16 protein-coding genes are annotated in these 17,547 nt (G+C 71.2%); 9 read left to right on the plus strand and 7 right to left on the minus strand.

The window, feature by feature from the left end:
* Positions 1–54 precede the first annotated feature (54 nt).
* From glmU to pth, 4 genes are all read left to right on the plus strand, one after another.
* The gene (glmU, locus tag ABD269_RS06900) at positions 55–1,521 is read left to right on the plus strand and encodes a bifunctional UDP-N-acetylglucosamine diphosphorylase/glucosamine-1-phosphate N-acetyltransferase GlmU (RefSeq protein WP_344116962.1); all 1,467 of its coding nucleotides are present in this window, start codon (positions 55–57) and stop codon (positions 1,519–1,521) included.
* 74 nt (positions 1,522–1,595) lie between these two features.
* Entirely contained in the window at positions 1,596–2,573 is a 978-nt protein-coding gene (locus tag ABD269_RS06905; RefSeq protein WP_116212181.1) for a ribose-phosphate diphosphokinase, read from the plus strand.
* 182 nt (positions 2,574–2,755) lie between these two features.
* Positions 2,756–3,331: a 50S ribosomal protein L25/general stress protein Ctc gene (locus ABD269_RS06910; RefSeq protein WP_344116963.1), complete on the plus strand. Its 576-nt coding sequence runs from the start codon at positions 2,756–2,758 to the stop codon at positions 3,329–3,331.
* 82 nt (positions 3,332–3,413) lie between these two features.
* Complete coding sequence (gene pth / locus ABD269_RS06915) at positions 3,414–4,004, plus strand: aminoacyl-tRNA hydrolase (protein WP_301886934.1); 591 nt, start codon at positions 3,414–3,416, stop codon at positions 4,002–4,004.
* A gap of 77 nt (positions 4,005–4,081) precedes the next feature.
* On the opposite strand, the gene ppc is transcribed toward pth, so the two are convergent.
* Positions 4,082–6,835 (minus strand): phosphoenolpyruvate carboxylase, encoded by a 2,754-nt coding sequence (gene ppc, locus ABD269_RS06920; protein ID WP_301894451.1) that lies wholly within the window; start codon positions 6,833–6,835, stop codon positions 4,082–4,084.
* Between the two features lie 212 nt (positions 6,836–7,047).
* Here ppc and ABD269_RS06925 point away from each other — a divergent pair, with 212 nt between their 5' ends.
* Both ABD269_RS06925 and ABD269_RS06930 read left to right on the plus strand, forming a co-directional pair.
* Complete coding sequence (locus ABD269_RS06925) at positions 7,048–8,028, plus strand: acyl-CoA desaturase (protein ID WP_344116964.1); 981 nt, start codon at positions 7,048–7,050, stop codon at positions 8,026–8,028.
* Positions 8,025–8,717 (plus strand): TetR/AcrR family transcriptional regulator, encoded by a 693-nt coding sequence (locus ABD269_RS06930; protein ID WP_162890253.1) that lies wholly within the window; start codon positions 8,025–8,027, stop codon positions 8,715–8,717. The genes ABD269_RS06925 and ABD269_RS06930 overlap by 4 nt, the downstream gene beginning before the upstream one ends.
* A 117-nt stretch (positions 8,718–8,834) precedes the next feature.
* Here ABD269_RS06930 and ABD269_RS06935 read toward each other — a convergent pair whose 3' ends face one another.
* Complete coding sequence (locus tag ABD269_RS06935; protein WP_344116965.1) at positions 8,835–9,659, minus strand: trans-aconitate 2-methyltransferase; 825 nt, start codon at positions 9,657–9,659, stop codon at positions 8,835–8,837.
* Positions 9,660–9,819: 160 nt separating this feature from the next.
* Here ABD269_RS06935 and ABD269_RS06940 point away from each other — a divergent pair, with 160 nt between their 5' ends.
* Positions 9,820–10,317, plus strand: coding sequence for a MarR family winged helix-turn-helix transcriptional regulator (locus tag ABD269_RS06940; RefSeq protein ID WP_301886931.1), 498 nt, complete (start codon positions 9,820–9,822; stop codon positions 10,315–10,317).
* On the opposite strand, the gene ABD269_RS06945 is transcribed toward ABD269_RS06940, so the two are convergent.
* From ABD269_RS06945 to galT, 4 genes are all read right to left on the minus strand, one after another.
* On the minus strand, positions 10,276–11,052 hold the full coding sequence (locus ABD269_RS06945) for a response regulator transcription factor (RefSeq protein WP_344116966.1): 777 nt from the start codon (positions 11,050–11,052) through the stop codon (positions 10,276–10,278). The two genes, ABD269_RS06940 and ABD269_RS06945, sit on opposite strands and share 42 nt — an antisense overlap.
* 317 nt (positions 11,053–11,369) lie before the next feature.
* Positions 11,370–12,524, minus strand: coding sequence for a galactokinase (gene galK / locus ABD269_RS06950; protein WP_344116967.1), 1,155 nt, complete (start codon positions 12,522–12,524; stop codon positions 11,370–11,372).
* Positions 12,521–13,483, minus strand: coding sequence for a UDP-glucose 4-epimerase GalE (gene galE / locus ABD269_RS06955; protein WP_301886927.1), 963 nt, complete (start codon positions 13,481–13,483; stop codon positions 12,521–12,523). The genes galK and galE overlap by 4 nt, the downstream gene beginning before the upstream one ends.
* On the minus strand, positions 13,480–14,523 hold the full coding sequence (gene galT, locus ABD269_RS06960) for a galactose-1-phosphate uridylyltransferase (RefSeq protein ID WP_344116968.1): 1,044 nt from the start codon (positions 14,521–14,523) through the stop codon (positions 13,480–13,482). The genes galE and galT overlap by 4 nt, the downstream gene beginning before the upstream one ends.
* Before the next feature lie 116 nt (positions 14,524–14,639).
* Between galT and ABD269_RS06965 the strand changes: the two genes are divergently transcribed.
* Both ABD269_RS06965 and ABD269_RS06970 read left to right on the plus strand, forming a co-directional pair.
* Entirely contained in the window at positions 14,640–16,310 is a 1,671-nt protein-coding gene (locus tag ABD269_RS06965; RefSeq protein ID WP_344116969.1) for a sodium:solute symporter family protein, read from the plus strand.
* A 16-nt stretch (positions 16,311–16,326) separates the two neighbouring features.
* Positions 16,327–16,560 (plus strand): hypothetical protein, encoded by a 234-nt coding sequence (locus ABD269_RS06970; RefSeq protein ID WP_301886924.1) that lies wholly within the window; start codon positions 16,327–16,329, stop codon positions 16,558–16,560.
* Here ABD269_RS06970 and ABD269_RS06975 read toward each other — a convergent pair.
* Positions 16,517–17,257: a response regulator transcription factor gene (locus ABD269_RS06975; protein ID WP_344116970.1), complete on the minus strand. Its 741-nt coding sequence runs from the start codon at positions 17,255–17,257 to the stop codon at positions 16,517–16,519. The two genes, ABD269_RS06970 and ABD269_RS06975, sit on opposite strands and share 44 nt — an antisense overlap.
* Positions 17,258–17,547: the final 290 nt, after the last annotated feature.

The following is a 17,547-nucleotide window of genomic DNA, read 5'->3' on the forward strand; positions in this document are numbered from 1 at the left end:
CAAACGCACCGGTATCCTTCGGATGTCCACCACCCGAAGCCGAAGGGCACACCCGTGAGCGCCAACCGCCCGGCAGCCGTCGTCGTCCTCGCAGCGGGTGAGGGCACCCGCATGAAGTCGGCGACCCCCAAGGTCCTCCATGCCATCTGCGGCCGCTCCCTCGTCGGGCACGTCGTCGCCGCCTCCCGCGAGCTGGACCCCGAGCACCTCGTGGTGATCGTCGGCCACGAGCGCGCCAAGGTCTCGGCGCACCTGGCGGAGATCGACCCGGCCGTCCGCACCGCCGTGCAGCACGAGCAGAACGGCACCGGCCACGCCGTGCGCATGGGGCTGGAGGAGCTCGGCAACAGCGGCGTCGTGCTGGACGGCACCGTGGTCGTCGTCTGCGGCGACACCCCGCTGCTCACCGGCGGGACGCTGCGCAAGCTCAGCGACGTCCACGCCGCCGACGGCAACGCCGTCACCGTGCTGACCGCCGAGGTCCCGGACTCCACGGGCTACGGCCGCATCGTGCGGGACGCGGCCACCGGCGCCGTGACGGCGATCGTCGAGCACAAGGACGCCACCGAGGCGCAGCGCGCGATCCGGGAGATCAACTCCGGTGTCTTCGCGTTCGACGCGCAGCTGCTCACCGACGCGCTGGGCAAGGTCCGTACGGACAACAGCCAGGGCGAGGAGTATCTGACGGACGTCCTGGGCATCCTGCGCGAGGCCGGGCACCGGGTGGGTGCGGCCGTGGCGGGTGACCACCGGGAGATCCTGGGCATCAACAACCGCGTCCAGCTCGCCGAGGCGCGCAAGCTGCTCAACGAGCGGCTGCTGCATGTGGCGATGATGGACGGCGTGACGGTCGTGGACCCGGCGTCGACGCTGGTCGACGTCACGGTGACGTTCGAGCGCGACTCGGTCGTCCACCCGGGCACCCAGCTGCTGGGCGCGACGCACATCGCCACCGGCGCCGAGGTCGGCCCGAACTCCCGGCTGAAGGACACCACGGTCGGCGCGGGCGCGGTCGTGGACAACACCGTCGCGGACGGCGCGCTGATCGGCGAGGGCGCGAACGTCGGCCCGTACGCCTATCTGCGTCCCGGCACGAAGCTGGGGACGAAGTCCAAGGCCGGCGCGTACGTCGAGATGAAGAACGCCGTGATCGGCGAGGGCACCAAGGTGCCGCACCTCTCCTACGTCGGCGACGCCACGATCGGCGAGTTCACCAACATCGGCGCTGCGAGCGTCTTCGTGAACTACGACGGTGTGAACAAGCACCACACGACGATCGGCTCGCACTGCCGCACCGGCTCGGACAATATGTTTGTGGCTCCGGTCACGATCGGGGACGGCGCGTACACCGCGGCCGGCTCGGTCATCACCAAGGATGTGCCCCCGGGTTCGCTGGCCGTCGCACGTGGACAGCAGCGGAATATCGAGGGCTGGGTGGCTCGTAAGCGCCCGGGAAGCGCAGCCGCACAGGCCGCTTCCGACGCTCAGCAGGACGGTCGGGAGACCGACGCCGAACAGTGACCGTGACACGGGCCGCGTCGTGCGGGGCGTACCGTGATAAGCGCACACAAAGCGACATCCAAGGAGACTGTGCTGTGACCGGGATCAAGACGACCGGCGAGAAGAAGCTGATGCTCTTCTCCGGCCGCGCCCACCCCGAGCTTGCCGAGGAGGTCGCGCACCAGCTGGGCGTAGGCCTGGTCCCGACCAAGGCATTCGACTTCGCCAACGGCGAGATCTACGTCCGCTTCCAGGAGTCGGCCCGCGGTGCCGACTGCTTCCTGATGCAGAGCCACACGGCTCCCATCAACAAGTGGGTCATGGAGCAGCTCATCATGATCGACGCGCTGAAGCGCGCGTCGGCCCGCTCCATCACCGTGGTCGTGCCCTTCTACGGCTACGCCCGTCAGGACAAGAAGCACCGCGGTCGTGAGCCGATCTCGGCGCGCCTGGTCGCCGATCTGTTCAAGACGGCGGGTGCGGACCGGATTCTGACGGTCGACCTGCACACGGACCAGATCCAGGGCTTCTTCGACGGTCCGGTGGACCACCTCTTCGCGCTGCCGATCCTCGCGGACTACGTGGGCGCGAAGGTCGACCGCGACAAGCTGACGGTCGTCTCCCCGGACGCCGGCCGCGTGCGCGTGGCCGACCGCTGGTGCGACCGTCTGGGCGCGCCGCTGGCGATCGTCCACAAGCGCCGTGACAAGGATGTCGCGAACCAGGTGACGGTGCACGAGGTCGTCGGTGACGTGAAGGGCCGCGTGTGCGTCCTGGTCGACGACATGATCGACACCGGTGGCACGATCTGCGCCGCCGCGGACGCCCTGTTCGCCAACGGTGCCGAGGACGTCATCGTGACGGCCACGCACGGTGTGCTCTCGGGCCCGGCCGCGGACCGTCTGAAGAACTCCAAGGTGAGCGAGTTCGTGTTCACCAACACCCTGCCGACGCCGGGTGAGCTGGAGCTCGACAAGATCACGGTGCTGTCGATCGCCCCGACGATCGCGCGCGCGGTGCGCGAGGTCTTCGAGGACGGTTCGGTGACGAGCCTCTTCGAGGAGCAGGCGTAGTCACGGCCTGACTGATCGATTTCTGGGCGGCCTCCCCCGCCGGGTACACTGCACAAGTTGCTCGGCGAGGGAGGTCGCACTTTTTTGGTGCGGCGGTCCGTTATCGACGCGCTCTTCGTAGCAGGTCTGTCGTGGGCCGGGTAACGGCCGTCAGATCCTTTTTCTTCCTACGAGGAGTGCGTATGTCCGAGGTCAAGATCCCCGCACAGATCCGCCGCGAGTTCGGCAAGGGCTTCGCCCGCCGCGCCCGTGTCGCCGGTCAGGTTCCGGCCGTTGTCTACGGTCACGGTGGCGAGCCGGTTCACGTGACCCTGCCGGGCCACGACATGATGATGGCGCTCAAGACCCCGAACGTCCTGCTCTCCCTGGACATCGAGGGCCGCACCGAGCTGGTCATCCCCAAGGCCGTCCAGCGTGACGCGCTCAAGGGCTTCCTGGTCCACGTCGACCTGCTGGTCGTCGCCAAGGGCGAGAAGGTCACGGTCGAGGTTCCGGTGCAGACCCAGGGCGAGCTGGCCCCGGGCGGCAACCTGCTCGAGCACATCCTGAACACCCTGACCGTCGAGGCCGAGGCCACCCACCTCCCCGAGGCCGTCGTCGCGAACATCGCGGGCCTGTCGGCCGGTGCCTCCGTGCTGGCCAAGGACGTCGTCCTGCTGGCCGGCACCACCCTGGCCGTCGACGGCGACACCGTCGTCCTCCAGGTGATGGGCGCCCAGACCGAGGCTCCGGCCGAGGCCGAGGGCACCGAGGCCTGATCCAGGCTTCCCTCGTTTTTTCCTGCCGCCGTCCCGCTCTTCCCGAGTGGGGCGGCGGTTGGCTATGGAGGAGAATGTTCGGATGACGGACGATACGAGCCCTTGGCTGATCGTGGGCCTGGGCAACCCGGGCCCCGAGTACGCGGCGAACCGCCACAACGTCGGCTTCATGGTGGCCGATCTGCTGGCGGAGCGGATGCGGGCGAAGTTCAAGGCGCACAAGTCGCGGGCCCAGGTGGTCGAGGGCCGGCTGGGCGCACCGGGGCCGTCGAGCCGCCGGGTGGTCATCGCGAAGCCGATGTCGTTCATGAACCTGTCGGGCGGACCGACGGCCGCGCTGCGGGACTTCTACAAGGTGCCGGTGGAGCGGATCGTCGCGGTCCACGACGAGCTGGACATCGACTTCGGCCAGCTGCGGCTGAAGCTGGGCGGTGGCGACAACGGCCACAACGGCCTCAAGTCGATCACCAAGGCGATGGGCCCGGACTACTGCCGGGTGCGCTTCGGCATCGGCCGGCCGCCGGGTCGTATGCAGGTCGCGGACTTCGTCCTGAAGGACTTCTCGTCGCCCGAGCGCAAGGAATTGGCGTTCGAGGTGGACCGGGCCGCGGACGCGGTCGAGACGCTCATTGTGGACGGCTTGGAGCGGGCGCAGGGGACGTACAACTCGTAGCGGACCCCGGACCGCGCTGACGCGCGGTGTCCTCAAACGCCGGACGGGCTGAGTATTCAGCCCGTCCGGCGTTTGCGTCAGCCGGTGTTGCGAAGACCCGCCGCCACACCGTTCACGGTGAGCAAGAGCGCCCGCGACAGCGTCGGATCCGCCACCTCACCCCGCTCCGCGGCGAGCCGCTGCCGATGCAGCAGCGTCACCTGCAGATACGAGATCGGGTCCAGGTACGCGTCCCGGATGTGGAACGTCTGCCTCAGCACCGGGCTGGAGTCGAGGAGTTCCCCCTCCCCCGTGATGCGCAGAACCTCCTGCACGGTCAGCTCGTGCTCCGCCTTGATCGTGTCGAAGACGTGCTTCAGCGGTTCCGGGACGAGCGTGTCGACATAGTGCTGCGCGATGCGCAGGTCCGTCTTGGCGAGCGTCATCTCCACGTTGGAGAGGAAGTTCTGGAAGAAGTGCCAGTGCTCGTGCATTTCGTCCAGGACGGTGCCGAGCCCGGCCTCGCGCGCGGCCTTGAGGCCGGAGCCGACGCCGTACCAGCCGGGGACGATCTGGCGGGACTGGGTCCAGCCGAAGACCCACGGGATGGCGCGGAGTCCGTCGAGCCCGGCGCCGGAGTCGGGACGGCGCGAGGGGCGGGAGCCGAGGTGGAGTTCGGCGAGCTGGTCCACGGGCGTCGACGCGAAGAAGTACGCGGGCAGGTCCGGGTCCTCGACCAGCCGCCGGTAGGCGTCGTGGGCGGCGTCGGACACGGTGTCCATGGCGGCGTCCCAGCGGGCGAGCGCCTCGTCGGACTGGCGCGGCGAGGTGTGCAGCGCGGAGGCCTGGAGCGTGGCCGCGACGGTCAGTTCCAGGTTCTCGCGGGCGAGCGCCGGGATGAGGTACTTGTCGGAGATGACCTCGCCCTGTTCGGTGACCTTGATCTCGCCCTCGAGGGTGCCCCAGGGCTGGGCGAGGATCGCGTCGTGGGTGGGGCCGCCGCCGCGGCCGACGGTGCCGCCGCGGCCGTGGAAGAGGCGCAGCCGTACGCCGTAGCGGTGGGCGACGTCGCGCAGGCGGCGCTGGGCGCGGTGGATCTCCCACTGCGAGGTGGTGATGCCGCCGAACTTGGAGGAGTCGGAGTAGCCGAGCATGACCTCCTGGACGTCGCCGCGCAGGGCGACGAGGCGGCGGTAGGAGGGGTCGGCGAGCATCTCGTCGAGGAGCCGGTCGGCTTCCTTGAGCTCGTCGGTGGTCTCCAGGAGGGGGACGATGCCGATCTTGGCCCAGCCGGCGTGGAGGTCGATCAGCCCGGCCTCGCGCGCCAGCACCGCCGCCGCGAAGACGTCGTCGGCGCCCTGGCACATGGAGATGATGTAGGACTCGACGACCTCGGGGCCGAAGCGTTCGAGGGCCTGGCGGACGGTGTGGAAGACGCCGAGGGTCTTCTGTCCGTCGGCGTCCAGGGGAGCCGGCATGGGCGCGAGCGGGCGGCGCGAGCGGAGCTCCTTGGCGAGGAGCTTGCGGCGGTAGTCGCGCGGCATGTCGGCGTAGCGCCAGGACTCCTCGCCGAGCCGGTCGAAGAGCTGGCCGAGGGCGTGGTGGTGGGCGTCGGCGTGTTCGCGGACGTCCATGGTGGCGAGGTGGAGGCCGAAGGCGGCGAGGGTGCGCAGGGCGCGCTCCAGCCGGCCGTCGGCGATGAGGCGGCCGCGGTGGGCGCGCAGGGAGTCCTGGATCAGCTGGAGGTCGGCGAGGAGCTCGCCGGTGCCGAGGTAGTCGCGGCCCTCCTGGTGGGGGGTGTCGCGGGCGAGCCGCTCGCGGGTGTTGACGAGCTTCTGCCGGACGCAGGTGGCCTTGAGGCGGTAGGGCTCCTCGGCGTTGAGGCGCTTGTAGCGGGGGCTGATCTCGGGGAGGAGTTCGAGGTCCCGCTGGAGGGAGGAGAGGAGCTCCTCGGTGGCGCCGCTGTTGCGGATGGAGTTGGAGAGGGCGCTGCGGAGGAGGTCGACCAGTTCGAGGGCGTCGGTGATGCCGTGCTCGTGCTGGAGGATCAGGACGTCCCAGGTGACCTGGGGGGTGACGTTGGGGTTGCCGTCGCGGTCGCCGCCGATCCAGGTGCCGAAGGTGAGGGGGCGGGTGGTGGCGGGGAGGGCGACGCCGACGCGGTCGAGCTCGGCGGCGAGGTCCTCCAGGACGTCCCCGACGGCGTTGGCGTGCAGCTCGTCCAGGTAGTAGATGGCGTTGCGGGCCTCGTCGGTGGGCTCCGGGCGGGCGACGCGGAGTTCGTCGGTCTGCCAGAGCAGGTCGATGTTCTCGGCGAGGCGCAGGTCGGTGCGGCGCTTGTCCCCGGTGGCGGCGGCGGGCGCGTCGAGCAGCTCGGCGACACGGCGGAGCTTGTTGAGGACGCTGCGGCGGGCGGCTTCGGTGGGGTGGGCGGTGAAGACGGGGCGTACGCCGAGGTTCTCGACGGTCTGCCGGAGGTGGTCGGGGTCGGCGTCCTTGAGCTGGTCGGCGGTGCGGGCGAGTATCGAGCCCTCGGCGTCGCGCTTGGCCTGGAGCTCACGGCCGCGGTGCACCTGCTCGGTGACGTTGGCGAGGTGGAAGTAGGTGGAGAAGGCGCGGACGAGCTTGGCGGCGGTCTCCAGGTCGGTCTCGCCGAGGAGCCGGGCGGCGGCTTCGCCGTCGGTGCGGGTGAGGGCCCGGACGCGCTCGACGAGGGCGAGGAGCTCTTCGCCCTCCTGGCGGACCAGGGTTTCGCCGAGGAGGTCGCCGAGGCGCCGGATGTCGGCGCGCAGGGCGGCGCTGCGCTGTGCTTCGGCGTCGTTCCGCGGGGTTTCCTCGGCGGCGAGGCTGATGGGGTCGGCACTGCTCACAGGTGCGGCTCCTTGCAGAGTTTCTGGCACGTCTGGAGGGTTTGCGGACCGCGCTGTCCGACGGTCACCAGCATAGGTCGCCGCCCGACGCGCGGTTGTCCACAGCCCTCTTGCTCCGGAGCTTTGCCCTGCCATACTTACGAAGCCGTAGGTTACGGTCCCGTAGCCGTGTCCCGAGCCCCCTGAGGGATCTCATGACTGCAAGCCCCGACGTGATCGAAGAAGCGCCGATGGCCCAGGAAACCCCACTCCCGTCCGCCACTCTCGGCAGCGACAGCAAGCGCTCCGTGGAGCAGCTCGCGCTGTTGCTGTTCATCGTCGTCCCGTTCATCGCCCTGCTCGCCGCCGTTCCGCTGGCGTGGGGCTGGGGGGTGAGCTGGCTCGATCTCGGGCTGCTGGTGGCGATGTATTACATCGGTTGCCATGGCATCACGATCGGTTTCCACCGGCATTTCACGCACGGGGCGTTCAAGGCGAAAAGGCCGCTGAAGATCGCGCTGGCGATCATGGGGTCGATGGCGGTGGAGGGGCCGCTGGTGCGCTGGGTGGCGGATCACCGCCGGCACCACCGCTTCTCGGACGCCGAGGGGGATCCGCATTCGCCGTGGCGGTACGGCGAGTCGGTGCCCGCGCTGCTGAAGGGGCTGTGGTGGGCGCACATCGGCTGGATGTTCGACGAGGAGCAGACGCCGCAGGAGAAGTACGCGCCTGATCTGATCAAGGATCCGGCGATCCGGCGGGTGTCGCGGCAGTTCGTGCTGTGGACGGCGGTGTCGCTGCTGCTGCCGCCGCTGGTCGGCGGACTGGTGACGTGGTCATGGCAGGGCGCGCTGACGGCGTTCTTCTGGGGTTCACTGGTGCGGGTGGCGCTGTTGCACCACGTGACATGGTCGATCAACTCGATCTGCCACGCGGTGGGCAAGCGCCCGTTCAAGTCGCGGGACCGGTCGGGCAACGTGTGGTGGCTGGCGGTGCTGTCCTGCGGCGAGTCCTGGCACAACCTGCACCACGCCGACCCGACCTCGGCCCGCCACGGTGTGCTGAAGGGGCAGCTGGATTCGAGTGCCCGGATCATCCGCTGGTGCGAGAAGGCCGGCTGGGCGTACGACGTGCGCTGGCCGGATGCGGACCGCATCGACTCCCGACGGAAGGAAACTGCCGTTCACGCGGCATGATTGACAGCGTGGCGATCGACAGCAATTCCACCAGTGACAAGAACCGGGCCTCTGCTTCGGGGACCCGTCGCACCCGCCGGGTGCGGATGACCGGCGCGGAGCGCCGTGAGCAGCTGCTGGACATCGGTCGCACGCTCTTCGCCGAGCGGGGGTTCGAGGGCACCTCGGTGGAGGAGATCGCGGCGAAGGCCGGGGTCTCCAAGCCGGTGGTCTACGAGCACTTCGGCGGCAAGGAGGGGCTGTACGCGGTGGTGGTCGACCGCGAGATGCGCCAGCTGCTCGACATGGTGACGGGCGCGCTGACGGCCGGGCACCCCCGGGAGCTGCTGGAGCAGGCGGCCTTCGCCCTGCTGGACTACATCGAGACGTATACGGACGGCTTCCGCATCCTCGTCCGCGACTCGCCCGTCGCGCAGTCCACGGGCACCTTCGCCTCCCTGATCAGCGACATCGCCACCCAGGTCGAGGACATCCTGGGCCTGGAGTTCAAGGCGCGCGGCTTCGACCCGAAGCTGGCCCCGCTCTACGCCCAGGCACTGGTGGGCATGGTCGCCCTGACGGGCCAGTGGTGGCTGGACGTGCGCAAGCCGAAGAAGGCGGAGGTGGCGGCGCACCTGGTGAACCTGGCGTGGCACGGCTTGGACGGCCTGGAGCCGAAGCCGCGCCTGGTGGGTCACAGGCGCGCCTAGCTCGCGCCCCGAGTGCGGGTACGTTGCGGCTTTCAGCCCGTCCGGCGTTTGAGGACGCGGCCGCAGGCCGCTCCCGCCGCAGGCGGCGAACCGGCCCGCACCCAGGAACCGACAAGATCAGTCGCGGCGCGCCACCGCGAAGACGCGGCGGAACGGGAAGACCGTGCCCCCCGGCTCCGCCGGAAGCACCGGATACGCCTCGCGCAGCAGCGCCCCGTACGACGTGAGGAATTCCGCCGTCGCGGACGCGTCGTCCGCGAGCGCCGTCAGGACGGGCCGCAGTGCCGTCCCCTTCACCCAGTCGAGGACGGGGTCCGTGCCGCTCAGCAGCTGCATGTACGTCGTCTCCCAGACGTCCACCGTGAGCCCCAGGCCCGCGAGCAGTTCGAGGTAGCCCGCGGGTTCGAGGATGTGGCCGGCGCGGTAGAGGCCCGCGAGGCGGTCGCGCCAGCGGGGGCTTTCGCAGAGCTCGTGGAGCAGTACGTGGCTGGGGGCCGTGAAGTTGCCGGGGATCGTGAAGGCGAAGGTGCCACCGGGTGCGAGGGCGGCCGTCCAGGACGGGAAGAGCTCGGCGTGCCCGGGGACCCACTGGAACGTGGCGCTGGAGACGATCAGGTCGTACGTCTCCTCGGGCACCCATCCGGTGAGGTCCGCGCGGGCGAAGTCGAGCCGGCCGCCGGCCGCGGTGGGCCCGGCGTGGGCCGCGGCCTCGGCGAGCATCTCGGCGGAGCTGTCGAGGCCGGTGATGTGGGCGTCGGGCCAGCGCTCGGCGAGGAGGGCGGTGACATTGCCGGGTCCGCAGCCGAGGTCGACGATGCGGGCGGGGCCGCGGGGCGGCTCAAGTACGCGGGCGAGGAGGTCGTGGAAGGGGCGGGTGCGGTGGCCGGAGTGGCGGAGGTACTGCCGCGGGTCCCAGCCGGTCGCCGTGGGTGCACTGTGCATCGGTGGAGCCTCCTTGGGGGACGGCGGGGCGCGCGGGCCGGGTCGGAGGGCGCCCGACGGCCGGCGCTTACAGGATGCGCGCGCCTGTACATCCAGCATCCACCCCAACTATCTTGACGTCAAGAGACTTCATGTCGACAGACCAACTACACTGATCGCCATGGAGGACGAGGTCGATCGACTTGTGTCAGCGTGGCGCCGCGAGCGCCCGGACCTCGACGTGGAACCGCTCGAGGTGCTCAGCCGCGTCAGCAGACTCGCCCGCCACCTCGACCGGGCCCGGCGGCTGGCCTTCGCGGAGCACCAGCTTGAGCCGTGGGAGTTCGACGTGCTGACCTCCCTGCGCCGCGCGGGCGACCCCTATCAGCTCTCCCCCGGCCAGCTGCTCACCCAGACACTGGTCACCTCCGGCACCATGACCAACCGCATCGACCGGCTCGCCAAGCGCGGCCTCGTCGAGCGGCTGCCCGACCCCAACGACCGCCGGGGCGTGCTGGTGCGGCTCACCGCCGAGGGGCGCGACCGCGCCGACGAGGCGCTCGCCGGACTGCTCGCCCAGGAGCGCGCCATCCTCGCCCGCCTGTCGGGCGGACAGCGCAGCGAACTGGCCGATCTGCTACGTCAGTTGACCGCCCCGTTCGACAATGTGCCCGGCTAGGTCGACCGGCCCCACCCCGGCCCGGCGGGCCAGCGCGACCGCGGCGAGCGTGGAGTGCACGCCCAGCTTCCCCAGCACGTTCTGCATGTGCGTGCGCACCGTGTGCGGGGAGAGGTAGAGGCGCTCGGCGACGGCCTTGCGGCCGAGCCCGGCGACCATGCAGCGCAGCACCTCGCGCTCGCGCGGGGTCAGCGACTCCACGAGCCGCTCGCTCTCGGTGCGGTGCTTGCGCGCGGCCGTGAGCTCCCGCAGCACCCCGGTCAGCAGGGCCGGCGGGAGATGCGTCTCGTCCCTCAGCACGCCCCTGATGACGGCCAGCAGCCGGGACAGCGAGCAGTCCTTGGCCACCCAGCCGCTGGCGCCCGCCTGGAGCGCGGCGGCGGCCCGTCTGGGGTCGTCCCGCTCGGCGAGCACCACCGTCCGCACGGCGGGCTGGCCGGTGCGGACGCCCGCCACCAGGGAGATCCCGTCGACGACGCCCTCGGCGTGCGCGCCGTCGTGGACGGGCACGCGCTGCCCCGGCACGCCGTCCGCGGCCACCGTGCCCAGGTCCGCGTCGACCAGGAGCACGTCGAAGCGGCGCCCTTCGCCCGCCGCGCGCTCCAGGGCGCGCAGCGCCGCCGGACCGCTGCCGGCCGCCGAGACGTCCACATCCTGCTCGGCCGCGAGGGCAGCGGCGAGCGACTCGGCGAAGATGCGGTGGTCGTCGACCACCAGAACCCGAATTCGTGCCACAGCCACCCCCATATTCCGGGAGGCGGGCAGTGCGGGTACGGCGCCCGGTGCCGGGGTCGCCACGCGCGCACGGCCGCCGCCGTGCCATGACAACTACCCCGCCCCCGGGCGTCGTACCTGACTGTCTCGCCCCCTGATCAGCGTCGGCCCCCACCGGCGCTGTGCATCAGCGTACGGCGGGGGTCCGGCGACGGGAGCCGATTGGCAAAACTGCCTGACCCGCGTGTTTATGGTGAGCTTTCTGTTCAGTATTGGGGCAGTGAACGACACGGAACGACTCGATGTTGTCCATGTACCCGCCGGTTTTGAGGCCGGGCCTAGGCCTCACGGCGCGCGCCCGGACCCGCGACCACCGGAAACACCCGCGGCCGCGCGAACCCCGCCGCCGCGAAGGCGTCCGTGACGGCCCGCTCCACGGCCGCCGCCCGCTCCGACGGCACCAGCGCCACCACCGATCCCCCGAACCCCGCCCCGGTCATCCGCGCCCCCAGCGCGCCCGAGGAATTCGCAACCGCGACCGCCAGGTCCAGCTCCGGGCACGAGACCCGGAAGTCGTCGCGGAGCGAGGCGTGCCCGGCCGTGAGGAGGGGGCCGACGGCCCGGATGTCGCCCGCGTCGAGGTGCGCGACGACTTGGCGGACGCGCTCGTTCTCGGTGACGACATGGCGCACCAGGGCCCGTGCGTCCGCGTCCGGCAGCCGGTCGAGGGCGTCCCCCAGCCGGTTGTGGGGCACATCGCGCAGCGCGCGTACGCCCAGCGCGCGTGCCCCTGCTTCACAACCGGCGCGCCGCTGCGCGTACGCGCCGTCGGCCAGCGCGTGCTTCACGCGGGTGTCGACGACCAGCAGCCGCAGCCCCGCGGCCGCCAGGTCCAGTGGTACGTGCCGCCGCGCGAGGTCGCGGGTGTCCAGGAACAGGGCGTGCCCGGTGACGCAACAGGCGGACGCGGTCTGGTCCATGATCCCGCAGGGGACGCCCACGAAGTCGTTCTCCGCCCGCCGGCAGATCCTGGCGATCTCCTGCCGGGACAGCGCGAGGCCGGCCGCCTCGGTGAGGGCGAGCGCGACGGCGCACTCCAGGGCGGCCGAGGAGGAGAGTCCGGCGCCCTGCGGCACGTCTCCGTCGATCCGGAGGTCGGCGCCGCCGAGGTCGTGGCCCTCCTCGCGCAGGGCCCACAGCACGCCGGCGGGGTAGGCGGCCCAGCCCTCGGTCTGTCCTGGTCGCAGGTCGGCGCCGGAGAGTTCCAGCCATCCGGCGCGCGGGTCGTCGCCCCGGTGCAGGCGCAGCAGGCCGTCGGCGCGGGGCGCGACCGCGGCCCGTACGGCGTGCGGGAGGGCGAGCGGGAGCACGAACCCCTCGTTGACGTCGGTGTATTCACCGATGAGGTTGACCCGGCCGGGGGCGGCCCAGACCCCGGCGGGCGGGTGGCCGAAGGCCTGCCGGAAGGCGTCGGCCGAGGCGCCGGCGCTCATTCGGCCGCGGCCCGGCGGGCGAACTCCCAGGCGTCCGCGATGATTTCGGCCAGTTCGGTGCGGCGGGGCCGCCAGCCGAGGGTCTCGGCGGCCCGCGCGGCGGAGGCGACGAGGACGGCGGGGTCGCCGGGGCGGCGCGGGGCGGCGGTCTGCGGGACGGGGTGGCCGGTGACCTTGCGGGCGGTCTCGATGACCTCGTGGACGGAGAAGCCGCTGCCGTTGCCGAGGTTGCAGATCAGGTGCTCGCCGTCGCGGGCCGCGGACAGGGCGAGGAGGTGGGCCTCGGCGAGGTCGGCGACGTGGATGTAGTCGCGGACGCAGGTGCCGTCGGGGGTGGGGTAGTCGTCGCCGTACACGGCGACGGACTCGCGCTCGCCCAGCGCGACCTGGAGGACGATCGGGACGAGGTGGGTCTCGGGCGCGTGCCGCTCGCCGTGGTGCCCGTAGGCGCCGGCGACGTTGAAGTAGCGCAGGGAGACGGCCGCGAGGCCGTGGGCGGCGCACTCGCCGCCGATCATGTGGTCGACGGCGAGCTTGGTGGCGCCGTAGGGATTGGTGGGGTCGGTGGGGGCGTCCTCGGTGATCGGGACGGTGGCGGGCTCGCCGTAGGTCGCGGCGGTGGAGGAGAAGACGAGGGTGCGCACGTCCGCGTCGCGCATGGCGGCCAGGAGGTCGGCGGTGCCGCCGACGTTGTTGCGCCAGTACGGCTCGGGGTCGGCGACGGACTGGCCGACCTGGGAGTACGCGGCGAAGTGCAGCACCGCCTCGTAGGAGCTGTCCAGCCACTGCCCGGCGTCCTGCACGCGGCCCTCGATGAAGCGGGCTCCGTCGGGGACGCTCGCGCGGTGCCCGGTGGAGAGGTCGTCGAGGACGGTCACGGTGTGCCCGGCGGCCAGCAGGTGCGCGGTCACCACGCTCCCGATGTATCCGGCACCGCCTGTGACCAGGTATGTGCTCATGTGCTCGCTACCTCTCGCAGTCGCTCGGCCGCGGCCTCGGGCGGCACGTCGTTGATGAACACACTCATGCCGGATTCGGAACCGGCGAGGAACTTCAGCTTGCCGGGAGCCCGGCGGACGGTGAAAAGCTCCAGATGAAGGGCGAATTCACTCCTGTGGGGGTGACGGAACGGCGCCTGGTGCCAGGCGGAGACGTACGGCGTGGGCTCCGGCAGGCCGAAGATCCGGTCGAAGCGCCGCAAGAGTTCCAGGTAGACCTGTGGGAACTCTGTGCGCGCGGCGTCGTCCAGCGCGGGCAGGTCGGGGACCCGGCGCCGTGGGTAGAGGTGGAGCTCGTACGGCCAGTGCGCGGCATACGGCACGAAGGCCGTCCAGTGGGCGGTGTCGAGGACGACGCGGCGGCCGTCGGCGCGCTCGGCGGCCACGGTGGCGTCGAAGAGGTTCTCGCCGCCGGTCCGCCGGTGGTGCCCGGCCGCGGAGTCGAGCATGCGCTCGGTGCGCGGGGTGGTGAACGGATAGGCGTAGATCTGGCCGTGCGGGTGGCCGAGGGTGACGCCGATCTCGGCGCCGCGGTTCTCGAAGCAGAAGACCTGGGCGACGGTGGGGAGTTCGGCCAGGTCGGCGGTGCGGTCGGTCCAGGCGGCGAGGACGAGCGCGGCGCGTTCCTCGTCGAGGTCGGCGAAGGAGGCGTGGTGGTCGGGGGTGAAGCAGACGACCTCGCAGCGGCCGGAGTCCCCGGCGAGGGAGGGGAAGCGGTTCTCGAACACGGCGACGTCGTAGTCGGGTTCGGGGATCTCGGTGGACCGGCCGGCGCGCGAGGGGCACAGCGGGCAGTCGTCGGGCGGCGGGTGGTACGTCCGCCCCTGGCGGTGGGAGGCGATGACGACGCTGTCGCCGAGGAGGGGGTCCCTGCGGACCTCGGAGGTGGTGGCGACGGGGGCGGGGCGCCGGAGGTCGGGGGCGTCGCGCACGGTGTCGTCGCGGAGGTCGTAGTAGAAGAGCTCGCGCCCGTCCGCGAGCCGGGTAGCCGTCCGCTTCATCCGGAACCTCTCTCACCGAACAGTCCGAACACCTTTACCAGACACCTTCACACACAACTCAACACAAGGAAGCATGACCCAACAACGCCGTCAACAGCGAGCGATGAGGTAGACCCATGCGCGAACTGGCCGAAGGGCTGCGCCTTCCCGTCAACGGGCTCGACTACACGATCCTCGTCCTGTACTTCGCCGTGGTCCTGGGCATCGGGGTCGCGGCCCGCCGCACGGTCCGCACCAGCCTGGACTTCTTCCTCTCGGGCCGTTCGCTGCCCGCCTGGGTGACCGGCCTCGCCTTCGTCGCCGCCAACCTCGGCGCCACGGAGATCCTGGGCATGGCCGCCAACGGGGCACAGTACGGGGCCTACACGGTCCACTGGTACTGGATCGGCGCGATACCGGCCATGGTCTTCCTGGGCCTGGTGATGATGCCGTTCTACTACGGCTCGAAGGTGCGCTCCGTGCCGGAGTTCCTGCTGCACCGCTTCGGGCCGTCCTCGCACCTGCTGTCGTCCGTCATCTTCGCGGTGTCGTCCGTGCTGATCGCGGGGGTCAACCTCTACGCGCTGGCGCTGGTGCTCCAGGCGCTGCTGGGGTGGCCGCAGTGGGTGGCGATCGTGGTGGCGGGCCTCTTCGTCCTCGCGTACATCACCCTCGGCGGGCTCTCCTCGGCGATCTACAACGAGGTGCTGCAGTTCTTCGTCATCCTCGCCGCGCTGATACCCCTGACGGTCGTGGGCCTCCAACGGGTCGGCGGCTGGCACGGGTTGTCCCACACCCTCTCGGACAGCCACGGCGACGACTTCCTGAGCGCCTGGGGCGGCACGGGCATCGGCCACGCCAATCCGCTGGGCGCCAACTGGCTGACCATCGTCCTGGGGCTGGGCTTCGTCCTCAGCTTCGGCTACTGGACCACCAACTTCGCGGAGGTGCAGCGCGCGCTGTCCGCGAAGAACCTCGGCGCCGCCCGGCGCACCCCGCTCATCGCCGCGTTCCCCAAGCTCCTCATCCCGCTGGCCGTCGTGCTGCCGGGCCTGATCGCGGTCGCCATGGAACCGGCGCTGGGCCGGGCGGGCAGCGGCCTGAGCTACAACGACGCGATACCGGTGCTGATGCGCGACCTGCTGCCGAACGGCGTGCTGGGGCTCGCGGTCACCGGGCTGCTCGCCGCCTTCATGGCGGGCATGGCGGCCAACATCTCCTCCTTCAACACCGTGTTCACCAACGACATCTGGGCCGCCTACGTGCGCAAGGACCGCCCGGACGCGCACTATCTGGCGACCGGGCGGTGGGTCACGGCGATCGGGGTGCTGGCCGGCATGGGGACGGCGTTCATCGCCTCGTCGTTCGGCAACATCATGAACTACCTCCAGACGCTGTTCTCCTTCTTCAACGTGCCCCTGTTCTGCGTGTTCATCATCGGCATGTTCTGGAAGCGGGCCACGGCCGCGGCGGGCTTCTGGGGGCTGCTGTCCGGCACGGTCGCGGCGATGGTCAACTACTTCTGGCTGTACAAGCAGGGAGTCGTCGCGATCCCCTCCGACCAGGGCGCCAACTTCGTCTCCGCGATCGTCGCGTTCGCCGTCGGCGCGGTGGTGACGGTCGCCGTCTCGTACGCGACCGCGCCCAAGCCCGTCGCCTCGCTGGCGGGGCTGGTCTACGGCACGGCCGCGCCCGGCGCCGCGGAGCCGCCCGCCGAGGGCGACGACGCGTGGTACCGCAGGCCCGCGCTGCTCGGCTGGGGCGCGGTCGTCCTCGCGGCCGTCTGCTACGTCCCGTTCTCCTTCTGATCTCCAGGGAGTTGTCGTGAAAGGCAAGCACCGGCTGTTCGACCTGCGGCTGATCATCGGCGCGCTGTTCGCGGTGTACGGCGTCATCGTCACCGGCGCCGGGATCGCCGCCTCTGACGCGGACCTGGAGAAGGCCCAGGGCATCAACATCAACCTCTGGACGGGCCTGGGCATGCTCGCGCTCGGGGCCTTCTTCCTGCTGTGGTTCAGGCTCCGCCCTGCGGACCCGCCGGAGGGCGGGGAGCGATGACGCGGGCCGCGGCGGCGGTGGCCGCGGCCGCGGCGCCCGCGGCGCGGTCGAGCAGTCCCGTACGGGCCGCGAGGGCCGCCGCCTCCAGCCGGGAGCCCACGCCCAGCTTCATCAGGACGCGCTGCACGTGCGTGCGCGCGGTGCTGGGAGCTATTCCCATGCCCGCCGCGATCAGCCGGGTGTCCTCGCCCTCGGCGACCCGCACGAGCACCTCGACCTCGCGCGGGGTGAGCAGCTGGAGCAGCCGGGCGCCCTCGTCGTCGGGCTGCGCCGCGGGGTTGAGGAGCTCGGCGAAGGCGCCCTGGAGCAGCTGCGGGTCGACCGCGGCCTCTCCGGCGCGGGCCTTCATCATGGCCCGCTCGACGCCCTCGATGCGTTCGTTGTGCCGCACATAGCCCGAGGCTCCCGCGGCGAAGGCTGCGGCGATGCCGAGCGGGCTCGGCACGGGGCCGAGCACCACGACGGCCACCTGCGGGCGCTCGCGCTTGATCCGGACGACCGGGTCGAAGGCCCCCGGCTCGGCGGGGGTGGCGGTGCCCAGCAGGCACACCTCGGGGGCGCGGCTGACCACCAGGTCGGCCGCGCCCGCGCTCGGCGCCGCGGCGGCCAGCACCCGGTGCCCGCGCAGCTTCAGCGCCGAGGCGAGCGCCTCGGCCAGCAGTCGGTGGTCGTCGACCACCATGAGCCGCACGCCCATGCGCTTGCCCCCTGTCGCCCGCGTACGTCTCTCATCGGCCCTCTTGTTCCCCGGAAGCTACACGCTTGTTCGACGTTCCGCGCCCCTTACCGGTGAGAAGTCCCCCGGAATGCCGAAATCCCTGCCAATCACGTGTACTTCGAGACTGAAACGGATCGTTCAGGCACGGAGGCGTGACGGGCAGGGATACGACTTTCGGCGTGCTTCATCGTGCGTCAACCGGTCGGAAACGGCTACGGCGTCAACACGACGCCAGCGGGTCGGCCGCGTGGGTGCCGGTACCGGCGTCA

Origin of the sequence: Streptomyces blastmyceticus (genome assembly GCF_039521185.1) — a bacterium.
GTDB classification, from domain to species: Bacteria; Actinomycetota; Actinomycetes; order Streptomycetales; family Streptomycetaceae; genus Streptomyces; species Streptomyces blastmyceticus.